Origin of the sequence: Streptomyces malaysiense (assembly GCF_000980885.2) — a bacterium.
GTDB lineage: Bacteria > Actinomycetota > Actinomycetes > Streptomycetales > Streptomycetaceae > Streptomyces > Streptomyces malaysiense.
The window spans coordinates 357,469-374,004 of the sequence record NZ_LBDA02000012.1 but is presented as its reverse complement, the minus strand read 5'-3'; the positions used below and the strand labels follow the sequence as shown (position 1 = coordinate 374,004).

Annotated in this window: 18 protein-coding genes and 1 pseudogene; 12 read left to right on the top strand and 7 right to left on the bottom strand. The window is 71.1% G+C overall.

All coding sequences use genetic code 11. The features are described 5' to 3' along the window. The first annotated feature begins 42 nt into the window (after positions 1-42). The 9 genes from VT52_RS07385 to VT52_RS07345 all read left to right on the top strand — a co-directional run bounded on the left by VT52_RS07385 (position 43) and on the right by VT52_RS07345 (position 8,446). Positions 43-933 (top strand): alpha/beta fold hydrolase, encoded by an 891-nt coding sequence (locus VT52_RS07385; protein ID WP_046421834.1) that lies wholly within the window; start codon positions 43-45, stop codon positions 931-933. Positions 934-1,071: 138 nt separating this feature from the next. Next, on the top strand, positions 1,072-1,866 hold the full coding sequence (locus VT52_RS07380; protein WP_240509670.1) for a thioesterase family protein: 795 nt from the start codon (positions 1,072-1,074) through the stop codon (positions 1,864-1,866). A gap of 202 nt (positions 1,867-2,068) precedes the next feature. Beyond that, positions 2,069-3,862 carry a fatty acyl-AMP ligase gene (locus tag VT52_RS07375; protein WP_046421833.1) on the top strand — a complete coding sequence of 598 codons (1,794 nt, stop codon included), beginning with the start codon at positions 2,069-2,071 and terminating at the stop codon, positions 3,860-3,862. Continuing rightward, positions 3,859-4,929, top strand: coding sequence for an acyl-CoA desaturase (locus VT52_RS07370; RefSeq protein ID WP_079174893.1), 1,071 nt, complete (start codon positions 3,859-3,861; stop codon positions 4,927-4,929). The genes VT52_RS07375 and VT52_RS07370 overlap by 4 nt, the downstream gene beginning before the upstream one ends. 2 nt (positions 4,930-4,931) lie before the next feature. Then, a complete protein-coding gene (locus VT52_RS07365; protein ID WP_046421831.1) occupies positions 4,932-5,873 on the top strand; it encodes an acyl-CoA desaturase in 942 nt (313 codons plus the stop codon). 105 nt (positions 5,874-5,978) lie between these two features. Continuing rightward, positions 5,979-6,260, top strand: coding sequence for an acyl carrier protein (locus VT52_RS07360; RefSeq protein WP_046421830.1), 282 nt, complete (start codon positions 5,979-5,981; stop codon positions 6,258-6,260). A 22-nt stretch (positions 6,261-6,282) separates the two neighbouring features. Further along, positions 6,283-7,383: a fatty acid desaturase gene (locus tag VT52_RS07355; RefSeq protein ID WP_046421829.1), complete on the top strand. Its 1,101-nt coding sequence runs from the start codon at positions 6,283-6,285 to the stop codon at positions 7,381-7,383. Then, entirely contained in the window at positions 7,380-8,267 is an 888-nt protein-coding gene (locus VT52_RS07350) for an alpha/beta fold hydrolase (protein WP_046421827.1), read from the top strand. The genes VT52_RS07355 and VT52_RS07350 overlap by 4 nt, the downstream gene beginning before the upstream one ends. After that, positions 8,264-8,446, top strand: a complete 183-nt coding sequence (locus tag VT52_RS07345; RefSeq protein WP_046421826.1) for a rubredoxin — start codon at positions 8,264-8,266, stop codon at positions 8,444-8,446. Before VT52_RS07350 ends, VT52_RS07345 begins: the two co-directional genes overlap by 4 nt. A gap of 204 nt (positions 8,447-8,650) precedes the next feature. On the opposite strand, the gene VT52_RS07340 is transcribed toward VT52_RS07345, so the two are convergent. Continuing rightward, a complete protein-coding gene (locus VT52_RS07340; protein WP_338059180.1) occupies positions 8,651-9,220 on the bottom strand; it encodes a winged helix-turn-helix transcriptional regulator in 570 nt (189 codons plus the stop codon). 216 nt (positions 9,221-9,436) lie between these two features. Here VT52_RS07340 and VT52_RS07335 point away from each other — a divergent pair, with 216 nt between their 5' ends. Together VT52_RS07335 and VT52_RS07330 are read left to right on the top strand one after the other, a co-directional pair. Next, positions 9,437-10,423 (top strand): GNAT family N-acetyltransferase, encoded by a 987-nt coding sequence (locus tag VT52_RS07335; RefSeq protein ID WP_071387417.1) that lies wholly within the window; start codon positions 9,437-9,439, stop codon positions 10,421-10,423. Next, a complete protein-coding gene (locus VT52_RS07330) occupies positions 10,420-10,956 on the top strand; it encodes a DUF4232 domain-containing protein (protein ID WP_046421825.1) in 537 nt (178 codons plus the stop codon). Before VT52_RS07335 ends, VT52_RS07330 begins: the two co-directional genes overlap by 4 nt. 103 nt (positions 10,957-11,059) lie before the next feature. Here VT52_RS07330 and VT52_RS07325 read toward each other — a convergent pair whose 3' ends face one another. Continuing rightward, the gene (locus VT52_RS07325; RefSeq protein ID WP_240509669.1) at positions 11,060-11,911 is read right to left on the bottom strand and encodes a LysR family transcriptional regulator; all 852 of its coding nucleotides are present in this window, start codon (positions 11,909-11,911) and stop codon (positions 11,060-11,062) included. A gap of 80 nt (positions 11,912-11,991) precedes the next feature. Here VT52_RS07325 and VT52_RS07320 point away from each other — a divergent pair, with 80 nt between their 5' ends. Beyond that, a complete protein-coding gene (locus VT52_RS07320) occupies positions 11,992-12,486 on the top strand; it encodes a cupin domain-containing protein (RefSeq protein ID WP_046421823.1) in 495 nt (164 codons plus the stop codon). A gap of 280 nt (positions 12,487-12,766) precedes the next feature. Here VT52_RS07320 and VT52_RS07315 read toward each other — a convergent pair whose 3' ends face one another. The 5 genes and pseudogenes from VT52_RS07315 to VT52_RS07305 all read right to left on the bottom strand — a co-directional run bounded on the left by VT52_RS07315 (position 12,767) and on the right by VT52_RS07305 (position 16,488). Further along, positions 12,767-13,567: an immunity 49 family protein gene (locus tag VT52_RS07315; protein WP_240509668.1), complete on the bottom strand. Its 801-nt coding sequence runs from the start codon at positions 13,565-13,567 to the stop codon at positions 12,767-12,769. Positions 13,568-13,675: 108 nt separating this feature from the next. Beyond that, positions 13,676-13,837 (bottom strand): annotated as a pseudogene (locus VT52_RS39370) (Imm49 family immunity protein); the annotation flags it as partial. A gap of 353 nt (positions 13,838-14,190) precedes the next feature. Next, entirely contained in the window at positions 14,191-14,463 is a 273-nt protein-coding gene (locus VT52_RS07310; protein WP_046421822.1) for a hypothetical protein, read from the bottom strand. Between the two features lie 3 nt (positions 14,464-14,466). After that, positions 14,467-14,631, bottom strand: coding sequence for a hypothetical protein (locus VT52_RS37845; protein WP_046421820.1), 165 nt, complete (start codon positions 14,629-14,631; stop codon positions 14,467-14,469). A 633-nt stretch (positions 14,632-15,264) separates the two neighbouring features. Beyond that, positions 15,265-16,488: a saccharopine dehydrogenase family protein gene (locus VT52_RS07305; protein ID WP_046421819.1), complete on the bottom strand. Its 1,224-nt coding sequence runs from the start codon at positions 16,486-16,488 to the stop codon at positions 15,265-15,267. Positions 16,489-16,536 lie beyond the last annotated feature (48 nt).

The following is a 16,536-nucleotide window of genomic DNA, read 5'->3' as shown; positions in this document are numbered from 1 at the left end:
AAGGGCCGCCCGCACCACGGAGACGAGGGAGAGAGCACACTGATGGGCACGAACGTACGGTCCGACGAAGAACTCGCGGCATCACTCGAAGGCGACTTCACCAGCGAGTACGCCGACGTCAACGGGGTGCGGCTGCACTATGTGACCGGCGGGCGGGGCGAGCCGCTGTTCCTGCTGCCGGGCTGGCCGGAGACCTGGTGGGAGTACCGCAAGGTGATGCCGGTGCTCGCGGAGCGATACCGGGTCGTCGCGGTCGACATCCGCGGCATGGGCGGCTCCAGCCGTCCGGAGGCCGGTTACGAGAAGAAGAGCATGGCGGCTGACATCCGGGCCCTGGCCGAGCACCTCGGGTACGAGCGGATCAACATCGCCGGGCACGGCATCGGCGCCATGGTCGCCTTCGCCTACGCCGCGAACCACGAGGCGGCCACCAAGCGTCTCGCGATCATCAACACCACGCACATCGACGACAGTTACCAGCAGTTCCGGTTGATGCCGAAGCCCGAGGACCCGGGCCCGCACCGCTGGTGGCTCGCCTTCAACATCGTGCCCGGCTTCCCCGAGAAGGCACTCGCCGGCCGCTACCGCGTCATGGTCGACTACATGCTCGGCCTGAGCCTGGTCAACCCCGACGCCGTCCTGCCCGCGGACCGGGATGTGTACGCGCACGCGTACGACACCCCGGAGGCGATCCGTTCCAGCCAGGCCTGGTTCCAGGCCTACCAGCAGGACATCGACGACTTCCGCGGCTACGGCAAGCTGTCCGTGCCCGTGCTCGGCCTGGCCTACGGCGGGTTCTTCGACTACATGAACCGGGTGCTGCCCGCCTGCGGCAGCGATGTGCGCGTCGTCGAGGTCAAGAACACCCGCAACTACATGGTGGAGGAGCAGCCCGAGACCGTCGCGGCCGAGCTGTCCGCGTTCTTCGGCTGATCCCGGCCCGGCCGGGCGGGCTCCTGTACAGCCCGCCCGGCCGGCACCCCGTACGGCCCCGCCCCTCCGACAGGCTGCGGGCGGCCGTAGGGCACTCCCTTCCTTTCCCTACACACTCGAACGGGACGCTGTCTTCGCATGCTGAACACTGACGGGGCGACACCGGGAGCCCTCCTGAGAAAACCGGTGAACGGGTGGCTGCAGGCGGACGCGCATCTGCGCGGTTTCGGCGGGTTCCACGGCGGTCTCGCCCTCGCCCTGCTGACCTCCGCGATGCGTGAACACGCGCCGGGACTCGAACTGCAGAGCGTCACCGGCCGGTTCGACCGGCCCGTCGACCCCGGCTTCACCGTGGGCAGCTCCCTGGTGCGCGCCGGACGGACCCTGAGCGTGGTACGCGCCCACGCGCAGAGCGAGAAGGGCACCGCGATCGAGGCGTCCGCCGTGTTCGCCCGCCGCGGTGAGAGCACCTGGCAGGCCGTCAGCCCCGCTCCTCCCGCGGCGCCGGGGCCCGAGGAGTGCGAGGTGTTCGCCATCCCGGCGGAGTTCGTGCCCATCGCCACCAGCATGGAGATCCGTCCCGTCGGCACGGCCCGCCCCTACGCCGGCGGCCCGGAGCCCGAACTGATCGCGTGGGTGCGGCTGGTCGAGGACGACGAGGCCCCCGACCTGCTGCGCTTCGTCCTGCTGATGGACGCGCTCGCGCCCTCCTACGCGGCGGTCCTGTCCGCCCTCGCCGTCGTGCCCACCGTCGAACTGACCGTGCGCCCAGGCCCCGGACTGGCCGGCGCCGCCTCCCCCTGGATCCTGCTGCGGGCCACCACCCGCGCCGCCGGTCCCGACGGATGGGTGGACGAGCAGGTCGACGCCTGGGGCGCCGACGGCACCCACCTGGGCAGCGCCCAGCAACTGCGCGTGGTCCGCGCCGTCTGACACACCCCCCGCGCCCGTCCGCCGGCACCTGCTCACCACGGACCCACGTGTCCGCACGCCACGGACCCGTACGTCCACGCGCCCAGGTGCCGAGCCGCCACGGGCCCTCGCGTCCACGTGCCGCCGACCCGCGCGTTCCCGGTGCCGCACACAGATCACGCACGTGTCCCACACGCAGACCGACCCGAAAGGCCGTATTCCTGTGAGACCGCTGCCACCGTCCGCCCGCACCTCGCTGGTGCACGTCCTCGAACACCGCGCGACGCAGACACCCGACCGGCTCGCCTTCCGCTTCCTGCCCGACGGGACCGGTGACCACCCCGTCGACTGGACCTACGGCGAACTCGCGAAGCGGGCCGGGGCGGTCGCCGCCCACCTCCACGCCCGCGGCCTCACCCAGGGCCACATCGTCCTCGCCCTCGACCCCGGACTCGACTACGTCGCCGGACTGTTCGGCATCATGCAGGCAGGCTGCACGGCCGTACCCTGCTTCCCCCCGTTCGGGCGGCGCGCCACCGCCCGTTTCCTGTCCGTCCTCGACGACTGCGCGCCGCGCGCCGTCCTGACCGACCCCCGTTTCGCCGGACAGGTCGAGCAGTTCCACCAGCAGCTGACCCCCGCCGCCGAACGCCCCCAGTGGATCTTCCCCGAGGCGGACTTCTACCAGCTGCCCGACGACAGCCCGGTGCCGTCGCGGGCGGTGGAGCCGGCACTGATCCAGTACAGCTCCGGCTCCACCGGCGACCCCAAGGGCATCGTCCTCACCCACGCGAACCTGCTCAGCAACTGCCGTGTCCTGGACGCCCACATGGGATACGAAGAGGACCGCGTCGGCTGTTCCTGGCTGCCGCCGTACCACGACATGGGCCTGATGGGCACCATCATGCTCGCCGTGCACGGGGGCTGGCCGCTGGTGATGCTCTCCCCCATCCACTTCGTGCAGGACCCCTACCGGTGGCTCAAAGCGATCACCGACCACAAGGTGACCATCTCGGTCGGCCCGAACTTCGCGTTCGACCTGTGCGCCCAGAGCATCGGTGACGAGGAGCTGGCGACCCTCGACCTGAGCCGGCTGCGGCAGGTGTTCTGCGGCAGCGAACCCGTCTCCGGCAACACCATGGAACGCTTCGAGGAGCGGTTCGCCCCCGTCGGGTTCGACGCCGGCAGCCTCATCCCCTGCTTCGGGCTCGCGGAAGCCACCCTGTTCGTCTCCGGCAAACCCGAGGCGGCCGACACCATCCGCACCGAGCTCCTCGACAAGGACGCCCTCGAAAGGGGCCACGCCCGCCGCGTCCCCGCCCCCGGCACCACGGCCTCCGACGTGGTCGAAGTCGTCAGCTGCGGAGTCGTCGCCGAGAACCACCACGTGATCATCGTCGACCCGCACACCCTCATGCCCCTCACCGACGGCGAGATCGGCGAGATCTGGGTCCACGGTGCCAATGTGGCCGCCGGCTACCTGTCGCGCCCCGAACTGAGCGCCGAGACCTTCGGCGCCCGCCCCGCCGGCACCACCGACGACCGTGCCTATCTGCGCACCGGAGACCTCGGTTTCTTCCTCGACGGGGAACTCTTCGTCACCGGACGTCTGAAGGACCTCATCGTCATCAGCGGCCGCAATCTCCACCCCCAGGACATCGAACACTCCGTCCTGCGCGCCCATCAGGACCTGCGCCGCATCGCCGCGTTCGCCGTACGCAGCGAGACACGCGACGAGGAGGAAGTCGTCCTGGTCGCCGAATTCCGCGGGACCGCCGCGGAATTCGCCGCCCAGGAGAAGGAACTCCTCCAGCGGATGACCGCCGCGGTGACCGAGGACCACGGGGTACGGCCCGGCCGCGTCCACATCGGACCCCCCGGAACCGTCCTGATGACCACCAGCGGCAAGGTCCGCCGCCGCGACACCCGCAAGGCCTACCTCGACGGCACCCTCAGAACGTTTCCCGCCCCGGCACCGAACGGCACACCCGCGGGCGCACCGGCGGGCGTGTCATGAGCAGCGCCCGGACGGACGCGGGCCGGGCACTGCCCCGCACCACGGCACCGGCACAGGTCGACCGGGGGGCCCGCAGACTTGCCTGGGTCACCGTCGGCGTGCCCACCCTGGGCACCGCGGCCGCGATCGTCTTCGCCGTACGCTACGGCTTCACCTGGACCGACGCGTTCCTCCTGGTGGTGATGTACGCCATCACCTCCCTCGGCGTCGAGGGCGGTTTCCACCGCTTCTTCTCCCACCGCTCCTTCGCCGCCGGCCCGGTCGTGACCACCGCGTGGGCCATCGCCGGAAGCATGGCCGCGCAAGGCCCCGTCGTGTTCTGGGTCGCCATCCACCGCCAGCACCACGCCTTCACCGATCGCGACGGCGACCCCCACTCCCCGCGCGCGCTGGGCCCCGGGCTCGCCGGACGGCTGCGCGGATTCTGGCACGGACACGTGGGCTGGCTCTTCACGGTCCAACGCCAGGACTGGGCCCGACGCGCCCCCGACATGGTCCGCGACCGGCTCGTCATGCGCCTCAACCAGTACTACTTCCTCTGGGTACTGTCCGGACTCGCCCTGCCCGCACTCGCCGGCTGGCTCCTGACCGGCGGCACCGCACACGGCGCGATCGGCGGACTGTTGTGGGGCGGACTCGCCCGGATCTTCCTCCTCGACCACGTCACGTGGGCCGTGAACTCCATCGGCCACACCGTCGGCGCGCGCCCCTACCGCACCCGCGACACCAGCCGCAACGTCGCGCCGCTGGCCGCGATCTCCGTGGGCGGCTCCTGGCACAACAACCACCACGCCCGGCCCTCCCTCGCCCACAACCGGCACACCCTCCTCCAGATCGACCCCACCGGAGCCGTCATCCGCGCACTCGACGCCGTCGGCCTCGTCCGCGACGCCCGCTACCCCGAACGGATGCGCCCTGACAGCGCCGCCACAGAGCGGAGCGGGCGCACACCAGACCCGTCCACACCCACACCGGACGACCAACCCGGGCGCGCCCGGGAGCAGTCCGCGCCGGAGCAGTCCGCGCATGTCTCGCATCACGTCTCGGAACGAGAGGAAGGGAGTTGACGATGTCCGCGACCGCGGCCGCGAACGCAGTCGTCAGGCTCGATCCCGTCAGCCTGCGGATCAAGCGGTTCTCCGCCCTGACCACCATGACCCTGCCGCTGATCGGAACCGCGGCCGCCGGATACCTGCTGTGGACCGGCCGCTACACCGCGACCGACCTGTGGCTGTTCGCCGCCATGTACTTCGTGCACATGTTCGGCATCACCGTGGGGTTCCACCGCTATCTCGCCCACAAGGCCTTCAAGACCTCGCCCGTCTTCGAGGCGGTCATGATGATCGCCGGGTCGGTGGGCGCGCAGGGCCCGCTGATGTTCTGGGTCATCACCCACCGCCGCCACCACCGCTTCAGCGACCAGGAGGGCGACCCCCACTCCCCCAACCTCCACGGCTGGGCGTTCAAGGCCCGTATGCGCGGCCTGTGGTACGCGCACATGCCGTGGATGCTGAGCCCCGAGGCCAGCAAGGTCACCGTGTTCGGACCCGACGTACTGCGCAGCCGGCGGCTGATGTTCTTCAACCGCACCTACCCCCAGTGGGTCCTGGCCGGCCTCGCGATCCCCGCCCTGATCGACTTCGCGATCGTCCGCACCCCCATGGCACTCGTGGGCGGACTGGTCTTCGGCGGCCTCGCCCGGATCTTCGTGGCCAACCAGGCCGCCTGGTGCGTCGGCTCCGTCTGCCACGCCTTCGGCGGACGCCCCTTCGACAACGAGGACCGCAGCGCCAACAACTGGCCCGTCGCCCTCTTCACCTTCGGCGAGGGACTCCAGAACAACCACCACGCCTTCCCCGGCTCCTACCGGCACGGCGTCACCTGGTGGGAACCCGACCTCAGCGGCTGGCTCCTGATGGGACTCGGCCGACTCCGCGTCGTATGGAGCCTCCGCGAACCGGACAAGGCAGCCATCGCCCAGCGCAGGCAGGAAGCCAGGAGCGCCGCCTGACACCCCCACCCCGACAGGCAACACACGCACGCCGGGCACCGGACAGCGCCAGACACGAAGCAGCACGAAGCAGCACGAAGCAGCACGACGAGGAAAGGCACAAGCATGTTCAACCGCAAGAAGATCAAGCGTCCCCAGGGACCTCTCACCGAGCAGGCCCTGCGTCAGTGGCTGGTCGACTACCTGGTCGTCCACGTCGAGATACCCCGCGAGGACATCGACACCTCCAAGACCTTCGAGGCCTACGGCCTCGACTCACGCGTCGCCGTGCAGGTCTCCGGCGCCCTGGAGAAGGTCATCGAACGCCGTCTCTCCCCCGGCCTGCTGTACGAACACCAGTCCATCGACGCACTCACCGCCTACCTCACCGCCGAACTCAAGCTCTGACGTCGAAAAGGAGAACGAGAACATGGGGGCATTCGACTTCCCTTCGGCACCGGAGGAAAGTTTCAAGGCGTTTCTGCGCCAGTCGCAGCAACTCGAGGGCGAACGCCTGGCCGGATCCATACCCAAGGAATACTTCGAACCCCGCGTCGGCAGAGGCCTGATCGGCTTCGCCGTCAGCTGGCTCCTCTACGCCGGCGCCCTGGTGGGGATCGCCTACTCACCGACCTGGCTGCTGTGGATCCCGCTGTGGATCGTGGCCGGACTCGGCGGATGGGGCCTGCACTGCATCGCCCACGACTGCGGACACGGCTCCTTCTCCCGCTCACGCAGGTTCAACTACGCCGTCGGGCACATCTCGCTGCTGCCGCTGATCTACCCCTTCCACGCCTGGCGGCACGTCCACAACATGCACCACAGCAGCACCAACCACCTTGAGTTCGACACCGACTGGCGGCCTGTGCCCGCCGGCATGTTCGAGCGGATGTCCCTGTGGGACAAGACCGTCTACGTCTCCACCCGCACCTGGGCGTTCTGGGGCGGCACCATCAATTACTGGGCCGAATCCGCCCTGCGCCCCGGCTTCTTCCCCAAGGCCGGCCAGCGACGCGAAGTCCGCCGCTCCATGCTCTTCGTCGCCGCCGTCGCCCTCCCCTACGCCGCGGTCCTGGTGTACTTCACCGGGTTCACCGGGCTCCTGATCTACTTCGTCGCCCCCTGGATCGCCACCCACGCCTGGTTCAGCGCGACCACCCTCATGCACCACAGCGCCAGCGACATCCCCTACCTGACCGCAGAACACTGGACCCGCAACGCCAGCCGCCTCCTGGTCACCACCGACTACGTCTACCCGCGCTGGCTCCTCTTCCTCACCCACAACATCTCCATCCACACCGCCCACCACGTCGCCCCCGTCGTCCCCTACTACAACCTCCCCAAGGCCCAAGCCACGCTGAAAGCCCGCTACCCCGGCATGGTCCGCGAACGCCGCTTCTCCTTCGGGCAGATGTGGGAGATCGTGCGCCACCTTCACTTCTACGACACCGAGTCGGGCTTCTACGCCGACCTCGCCCGCAACAAGGTCGAGCCCCACCTCACCGCACGCACCGCCGAGGGCGCCCAGTGACCACCCGACGGCTGCGCAGACACGCGCACACCGCCCTGGGCGCCCTCGCGCCCGGGGCGGCGGCACGATGGGCCACCAGCGTCTTCAGCAGCACCCGCACCTACGGACTGCGCCCCGACGACGTCCTGCCCCTCGGCGCCGCCCACTTCACCGTCCACGGCGACGACCACGTCACCGACGGCTTCACCTGGAACGAGGACGGCGGCCAGGGCAGCGCCCTGCTGGTGCACGGGTGGGCGGCGAACAGCAGCAGCATGCACTCCCTCGTGCCCTCACTGCGCGAACTGGACCTGCGCGTCGCCGCGTTCGACGGACCGGCACACGGGGTCCGCAAGGGTGACCAGGCCACCATGACCCAGTACACGCACTCCGTCGGCGCCGTCCTCGACACCCTCGGGGACGTACGCGTGGTCGTCGCCCATTCCCTGGGCTCCATCGCCGCGATCGGCGCCATCGCCGCGCACACCGGCCACAGACCACAGTGCGCGGTGTTCATCGCGCCGCCCGCCACCCTCGGCGACGTACTCGAACGCTGGGACGGCGCCGGGCTACGACTCACCCGGCCACTGATCGAAGGCATCTACGGCGAACTGCACCGCCGCAACGGCGTCCCCGTCAGCCACTGGGACCTCACCGGTCTCGGCGCCTCACTCGATCTCCCCACGTTGATCCTCCACGACCCCGACGACCCCATGGTCCCCTACACCGACGCCCAGAAGGTGGCGGCCGGACTGAGGAACGCCCGCCTGGCCGACCGGACGGGCGGCCACGCCGGCATCCTCATGAACCACGGCACCGCCGCCGCCGTCTCCCGGTTCACCGCACAGCACCTGGCCGCCGGAGACGGCCCGCACCCGAACCTGCACCGTGAAGGAATCGTATGAGCGACACCCCAGGTAAACGCGCATGGATGTGCCTGCTGTGCGGCTGGGTCTACTACGAGGCCCTCGGCCTCCCCGAAGAAGGCATCGCACCAGGCACCCCTTGGGAGGAAATTCCCGACACCTGGGAATGCCCCGCATGCGGAGCGAGCAAGGAAGACTTCGTCATGGAACAGCTCTGAACCACCTACGCCCCGAGGCCGGCGGCCCAGGGGCGGCGTGGGCACGTGGGCACCGGCCCACTGGGGGAGCAGCTGGAGCGGGCGCGGACACCGACGCCGGCATCCGGGAGACCAGCCGGCGGTCCGGGGGGGTGCCGCCCGCACCGGCCTCCCGCCCGCTGCTCCAGCAGGCCGACGACCGGGCCCGCGGACAAGGGAGACGACTCAGGAGGCCGGTTCCGTGATGACGCCGCGACCGGAGGGCGAGTGGAGCTGCTCACGGGCCGGACCACCGCAATGCGCGCACACAACCGCCGCCTGGAAACGGTGTCCGCACGTGTGCTGGAAACGCATCGGCGGGTCCGCTGCGTTCAGATGCCGGTCGCCCCACGCCATCAACGTCAGGAGCACGTCGTTGAGTTCCGCGCCCGCCTCGGTCAAGTGGTACTCGTAGCGAGGAGGATGCTCACTGTAGAGCTCACGGCGCACGATGCCGACGGCCTCCAACTTGCGCAGCCGAGTCGTCAGAATGTCCCTCGGCGCCCCCGTGTTTCTCGCGATCCCCCCGAAACGCCGGACACCGTGGCTGAGTTCACGCACGACAAGAAGAGCCCAACGCTCCCCCACAAGGCTCAAAGCGTCCGTTATAGAGCATTCCCGAGGCGACATGACTTCGACGATATCCCGGACCTGGAAACGGATACATCCGGGGCACGAGACCGCACGGCCCTGGACGCGCTCGAACCGCTGACGTCCTGGCCCGAGGTCCGGCGCGGATTCCTCGGCGCGCGTCATGCCTCCGGCGCCGGATCAGGTCTACCCGCCCGGCGGGGCGGTCGGAGAGGGTGAAGCATGCGAGCGGACGACTGGCACCACACCCACGATGTCGACGAATTCCTCGACCAGGCAGGTACATTCCTGCACGCACGACCCGTCCGGCACATCGTGACTCTGTCCGCGCTCCAGAGGCTGCGAGAGCGGCGAGCGGACACGAGCGGCGCACAAACCCCCGTGAACGACACGCGGACCCCGGCGCACAGGACGCACGCACCCGTCCTCGGGTGGGTGGAGCGGGCCGGTGAGGTCCGTGGGACCTTCTACCACCTGCCCTCCGGCGGCATCGGACTCACCCCCCTCTCCCCCGCGCAGGCCGGCGCTCTCGCCGTCCGACTCGCCGGCCTCGGATGTTCGTTGCCGTACGTCAGCGCGGACCGCGACACCGCGGCCGCGTTCGCGAAGGCATGGCAGCGGCACGCCGGGGTGGGGGCGGCGGTGCGGGTGCGGCTGTGTCTGTACCGGCTCGGGGAACTGACACCGCCGCGGCCGGTTCCGGCGGGGCGGGGGCGGCTCGTCGGCGAGGGTGATCGGGAGCAGCTGATGAGCTGGTGCCGGGAGTTCGCGGCCGACGTCGAGGAGGACGTGACCATCGACGCCGGTACCTGGGCGGGCACACGGTTCGCCCGCAAGCGGTACACGTTCTGGGAGTCACCCGGCGGCGTGCCGGTCTCCATGGCAGGGGTGAACCCGGTGCTCGCCGGGGTGGCCCAGGTGGATCCCGTCTACACCCCGGCCCGGTTCCGGGGACGCGGCTACGCGGGGGCCGTGACGGTGGAGGTCAGCCGGGCGGCGCAGGCGGCGGGCGCCGAGAGCGTGGTCCTGTTCACGAACGCGGCCAACACGACGAGCAACGCCCTGTACCAGCGGCTCGGATACGTACCGGTGACCGACTGGGCGGTGTACGACTTCACGCGGCCGCGGCCGCGGCCACAGCCGCGGTCGGACGGGGCCGTGACGTCGCGGCCGGACCGTGGCCGTGCCAGGGAAGCGGCCGCCCCGGATCCGCCGCCCGCACGCCGGCGGCAAAGCGCTCCCCCCATCGGCCGTGAAGGACTGTCTTCCCCCACCGAACCTTTCCCGGTCTTCGTGCATCTTCAGGTGTGCAGGTGCGCACTGACCTCGCGCGCCGATTCGAAGTCGAAGGGGACCGAATCTTCATGAAGAGCAAGCTGACCGCCGTGGCGCTGGCAGCCGTCGTCGTCGCCGGCACCGCCGCTGCCGCCGTTCCGGCCTCGGCCGCACCCGCCGCGCCGACCCGCTGCCACACCGCCGACCTGAAGGCCGGCTTCGCCACGGGGGGCGACGCGAAGCCCGAGATGGGGCAGACCAAGAAGCAGACCCAGGCGTACATTTGGTTCACCAACAAGAGCAAGCACGCCTGCACCATGGCCGGCTTCGCCGGTGTCGACATGGTCGGGGCCCAGAAGACCGACGGCACCTGGTCCCTGATGCGCTCCGCGAAGAAGCCCCCGAAGATGACCCTCCAGCATGGTGACACGGTCGACTTCAGCATCACGCTGCTGCCCGTGGCCAGGTCCACGGCGCACAAGGAGAAGTTCGTCCCGGCGAAGTTCCTCGTCACGCCGCCGAACGAGACGACGCACTTCACCCTCAAGTGGCCGTTCGGCGGTCAGATCCTCAAGCAGGACGGCGCCACCCACCCGGGTACCTACATCGACCCGGTCGGACTGTAACCGGCAGCGGAAAGTCGCAAGCCCGGGGTGGCCACCCCGCCCCGGGCCGCGCGTCCTCGTGCTCGTCCCCCGGCCGGCGCCGGGTAGCACCGGTCGCCGGTGCTCACCGGCGGTACGCGGTCGTCGCGATCTCGACGAGGGACCGGATCAACGGGTTGGTGTCACCCTCGTTCCACACCGCCACCACTCGGCTCGGCGGCATGTCGGTCAGCGGCACCACGGCCAGCTGCGCGGGCAGCTCGTGTCCGAGTGGCGCCAGACCGACCGTGCCGTTCCACAGCACGGCTTGCAGGCATTCCTGGACGGTGCGCACCACTGGGCCCTCGCGCGGCCTGCCACCGTTCCAGTACGACTGCCAGGCGGGGTCGGTGCCGCGCGGGAACTGGAACCAGCGGCGGTCGCCCAGTTCGGCCAGCGGCAGCCGGTCGTGGCGGGCCGGCGGATCGTCGGCGCGCAGGACCACGCCGACCGGATCGGTCCGCAGTGCGCGCACCGTCAGGGCGGTCATGTCGAACGGTGCCCGGGTCAGCGCGATGTCGACCAGTCCTGCGCTCAGCCCGCAGGTGGGGTCGGTCAGATCGGTGTCACGGATGCGGATGTCGATGCCGGGGTGGTGCCGGCCGTAGGCTGCGGCCAGCCTGGCCACTCCGGGGTCGGTGCCGTCGCCCAGGATGCCGATGGTGATGGTCGCGGCGCCGGCCGCCGCGCTCACGCGCTCCCGGACGCGGTCGGCGTGGTCGAGCAGGGCCCGCGCCTCGCCGAGCAGCACCGCGCCCACCAAAGTGAGCGTCACGCCGGCGGGCGAGCGGTCGAAGAGCGGGGCCCCGACATCGGACTCCAGCTGTTTGATCGCCCGGCTCAGAGGCGGCTGGCTCATGTGCAGCCGGGTGGCGGCCCGGCCGAAGTGGAGTTCCTCGGCGACCGCCACGAAGTAGCGCAAGGTCCGTAGCTCCACGCTGCAACGATACCGGTGAGGTATCGGCACCGCAGGACAGGTCTTGGACAGCTCTCGGGTCCCGGCGGTGGACTCGGGGCATGACCGAAGAAGCGAAGACCAGCGAGCGGCGGCCCCACCCCGCGGTATCGGTGCGGGGCCCCGGCGAGGGCGAGGTGATCGTGCTGGGTACCACGCGCATGCGGGTCCTGGAGGACGGCAGCCACACCGGGCACCGCCTCGCGATCGCCGAGTCCGTCCTCGCCCCGCACACCCAGGGGCCGCCGCAGCACCGCCACGCCCGACACGACGAGGGCTTCTACATCCTGTCGGGGACCGTGCGGTTCACCGTCGGGGACGAGGAGTACGACGCGGGCACGGGCACGCTCGTGATGGTTCCGCCCGGTACCCCGCACACCTTCGCCAACCCGGCCGACCAACCCGCGGTGATGCTCAGCACGTTCACGCCCGACCTGTATGTGCAGTACTTCCGGGACCTCCAGGACGTACTCGCCGACGGCCGCCCGCTGACGCCTCAGGCCGGCATCGACGCGATGAGCCGATACGCGACCGAGCCCGCCGGCGATCTCCCTTGAGGACGACGGCACGGCACGGCCGTCCGGGCCGCCCTCCTTTCGGCACCGGAAGGGCTCGGCCTCACTTCGGGCCTGCGGGTCGCTCGGGCGACGGACCGGGATCCGCGGTGGTCGCGTGCGTCCCTGGTCGGAGCACATGATCGGACGAGGGCCGCTTCAGCGTCCGGCGAATGCCCGGGTGAGCCCGCTCGTCCGAAGCGCGTCGCGGGTCCGTCCCCCGCCGGGCCGACCTGACGGGAGCGTGGTCGACGTGACAGCCTCCGGCTGAGGGCCGCCTCCGTCAGAAGGGTTCGGCGGCCCGCAGGAGACCCGTAGGAAGGTAGCCGGACTCCACGCGGACGGCCCAGCCCCGGCGGCGGGCGTGGCAGGCCAGGGCGAGAATGTCCAGGTCGACGGAGGCGTCCGGGGCGGCACCGCGGTCGGCGACCGCGTAGTAGGCGCGGTGGGCTTCGAGAGCGTCGGCCAGGGCGAGGTTGAAGCTCTCCTCGTCGCCCTCCACCAGCTGCGACAACAGCACGGTCGGCGGCGTGGTGAAGCCCGTGTCCGCGGCCTTCTCGGTCTGCTGAAGCGCCCGTCGTACGGCCGGTTCGGCTTCGGTGCCCGTCAGGCAGGCGTGCAGTGCCTCGCGGTAGGCGCTGCAGGCGGAACCGTCCGGACGGGCGAAAGCGGGGCCGGTGAGGACCAGCGGGGCGGGGTCCTCACGTGCTCCGGTGATCAGGGCGAGGGCGACGGCCCGCTGCCAGTTGTGGGCGCCGGCCTCCTCGGCGCGCGTGGCCGGGTAGCGCAGCGTGCGGCCGTCGACGGTCACCTCGACCTCGGATTCCGGCTCGGCCAGGGCGATGCGGAACAGGGCGGCCCCCGCCCGGGAGGCCAGCCGCAGCGGCGCGAGCCGGACCTCCGTGAGATCGCCGGGATCTCCCGCACGCCACTTGAACAGGCGCTCCTGGTCGTTCATGACCCCGCCGAGGCGCCAGACGGCGAGGGGCTCTCCGTCGTCGGTGGTGAACGCCTTCTCGACGTCCTCCTCGTACATGGCCTCGGTCTGCGGGTGCACGGTCCGCTCGCAGGCCGGGCGTTCCACCAGCAGCGGACCCGCGGCGAGCGCGGCGACCGCGTCCGGCCGCCGGTCGCGGCCGAACGCCCCGACCCGCGGTCCTCGCGTCTCGAAGCCGGTGATCAGGGCGTGCGGGAGGTAGCCGCTGCGGACGGCGGGTGCCCAGCCCAGCGTCCGGTACGCGAGAGCGGCGAGGGCGACGGGGACCAGCGGGAGAAGGGTCTTCGGGGAGGCCGTCGCGCCGTGCCGGGTGGCGTGCTCGGCCAGGAGGCCGGCCAGCGCGGCGTCGAAGGCCTCCCGCTCCTCGGCGGCGGTGACGCTCTATTCGCACTGCCCGCTCCTCGATCGATCTCCCGTCAGCCTAGGTGCAGGGTCCGACAGGGGCGGGCGCCTGCCGTGACCCGGACCTCGGCCAGGCGTTCCCGGGGCCCGCAGGCGCTTGCGACCGACGCCGGGGGCGGAGTGGTTCTCGCTCAGGGGGAGTTGGAGACGGCAGGCTACGGTGTCGGCCACCGGTGGTGGCCGGAGCGGGGACGGGCACGGTCGAGCGGGAACACCGGACAGGGGCAGGGATGCCGGCGGTGCGGGCGCGGCCGTGTCCCGGTGCTGCGCGTTCGTGGCGGTGACCGTCCTCGCGGCCACCGTCGGCGTCATCCGGTGATCTGCCAGGACATGCCGCCGTGCAGCGACACGATGACGGCGAAGACGACGAGGTCGGCGATCCCGAGCCCGAGCCCCAACCGGGCGCGGAAGCGACGTGGTGTGTCCCGCTTGAGGGCGATACAGGCGAGGACGATGGCGAGGGGGCCGAGTACCAGATTGAGGACCAGCAGGCCCACGAGTCCCAGCACGAAGGAGGCCACCGCCATGCCCTCGGTGTCGCGGCGGCCGGTCGCCGCCGATGGGGGTGCCGTCAGACGCATGGCTCAGGCCCCCCTCGTCGCGGCCCGGCGATGCCGCTCCTTGACGGCGAACACCGCGAGCCAGGTCAGGACGATCAAGGCCGCGACCAGGGTGACGGGCCACGGAAGGTACATGGCCGACCCGACGACCATGGCGAGGACGACGAACGCGACGACCAGGAAGAGCATGGCCTACCTCCCTGTCTCGGTGTGCGGCTGCCGGCGGGAACCTGTCTGCGGGATCATGACCTACGGGTTACCCGTGAGTCACCGGGCATACCTGCTGGTTCCGGCCGCCGTCGGGCGTCGTGTTCCGGCCGGGACGGGCCGGAGCGCGGAAGGGTCAGGCGGTGCGGTCGTGCGCCGGGGCCCCGGGTTCGGTCGTGGGCCGGTGAGTTCCGGTTCCGGCCCGTCCCGTACGTCGCCACGCGGTGCTGCGAATATTTTCCGGCACGGCGGTCGGCATCGGGACTCCCATGGTCAGCGCCTCGCGGCGACGTCACACCCGGGGCGGGCCACGGTCGAAGGCCGTCTGCCCCGCGAGCGGCGGGGCGGACCTCCCGGGTTGCCCGCGGCGGACTCGAGGGGAGTCGGCAGCACGACCGGGGACGCCTGCGGCATGGAGGGGAGGGCGGGGGCCGGCAGGGGGTCTGCCGGTGTGCCTCGCTCTCCTCTTCGATGAGCCGCTCGACGAGGACGGTGGGGAGTCGTGCCCGGGGCCGGGGCCGCGCCGTGGTCATGGCCCGAGCAGGCCGGCGACCACGGGCCGGGCGCCGGCACGGCACACGCGGTGCCGGCGCCTTCGCCGCCCGCGGACGGGGCTCAGCGCTCCTCGCGCAGCCCCCACGGCGCCCCGTACTCGGCCAGCAGGTCGAGGAACGGCCTGGGCGGGAGCGCCTCGGGGCCGAGGACGCCGCTCCCCTTCCACGTACCGCTCGCGATCAGTTCAAGGGCGATCACCGGGTTGACGGCCGTCTGCCAGACCACGGCCTGGGAGCCGTACTCGCGCATCGACCACTCGTTGTCGACCACGTGGTACAGGTACACCTCGCGCGCGGCGCCGTCCTTCGTGCCCTTGACCCAGGTGCCCGCGCAGGTCTTGCCCTTCATCCGCTCGCCGAGCGTGGCCGGGTCGGGCAGGCAGGCGGCGACCACGTCGCGCGGCGAGACCTCGACCGGTCCGTCCGCGCCGGGGACGGCGACCTTCGCCGTGGAGTCGAGTCCCAGCTCGTGGAGGGTCTTGAGCCTGGCGATGAAGTCGTCGCCGAGACCGTACTTGAACGTCACCCGGCGCGCGTCCACCCAGCGGGGCATCAGCAGCACCTCCTCGTGCTCGACGTTCACGCACTCGACGGGACCGATGCCCTCGGGGAAGTCGAAGACCTCCGGCTCGCTGAACGGCGGCGTGGTGAACCAGCCGCGGTCCTTCTCGTAGACCACGGGCGGGTTGAGACACTCCTCGATGGTCGTCCAGATGCTGAAGGAGGGTGCGAACTCGTAGCCCTCGACGGTGAGATTCGCGCCGTCCCGGACCCCGAGTTCCTCGATCTCGTCGAAGAGTTCGTCGGCGGCGTAGCGGGCGAAGACGTCCGACAGGCCCGGCTCCACTCCCATCCCGACGAGGGCGAGGCGGCCGGCGTTCTCCCAGTCCGCGGCGCGGGCGAACTGCTCGTCGCCGAGCTTCACCCCGCACCGCTCGTAGGGGGCGGTCGCGTGCGGCACGGACAGCGACATGGCCATGTCCAGATAGTGCGCGCCCGCGGCGAGCGCGGCGTTGAACAGCGGCATCACGAACCGCGGGTCGGTCGCGTTGAGCAGGACGTCGCAGCGTTCCGCGACGAGGAGGCGGTGCACCGCTTCCTCGTCGGAGGCGTCCAGGCGGCACGGGCTGAAGCGGCCGTCCGGGTCGTCGAGCGTGGCGACGGCCGTCCGGGCACGGGCGAGGTCGTAGTCGGCGACGATCATGTGGGTCAGGAAGCCGCGACGGGCCGCGATACGGGTGACGGCGGTTCCGACTCCGCCCGCACCGACGAGAAGCACGCGCATGTCACACACCATTTCGTTGAGACGGTCCCGTGGGCGGGAGCCCTGGGA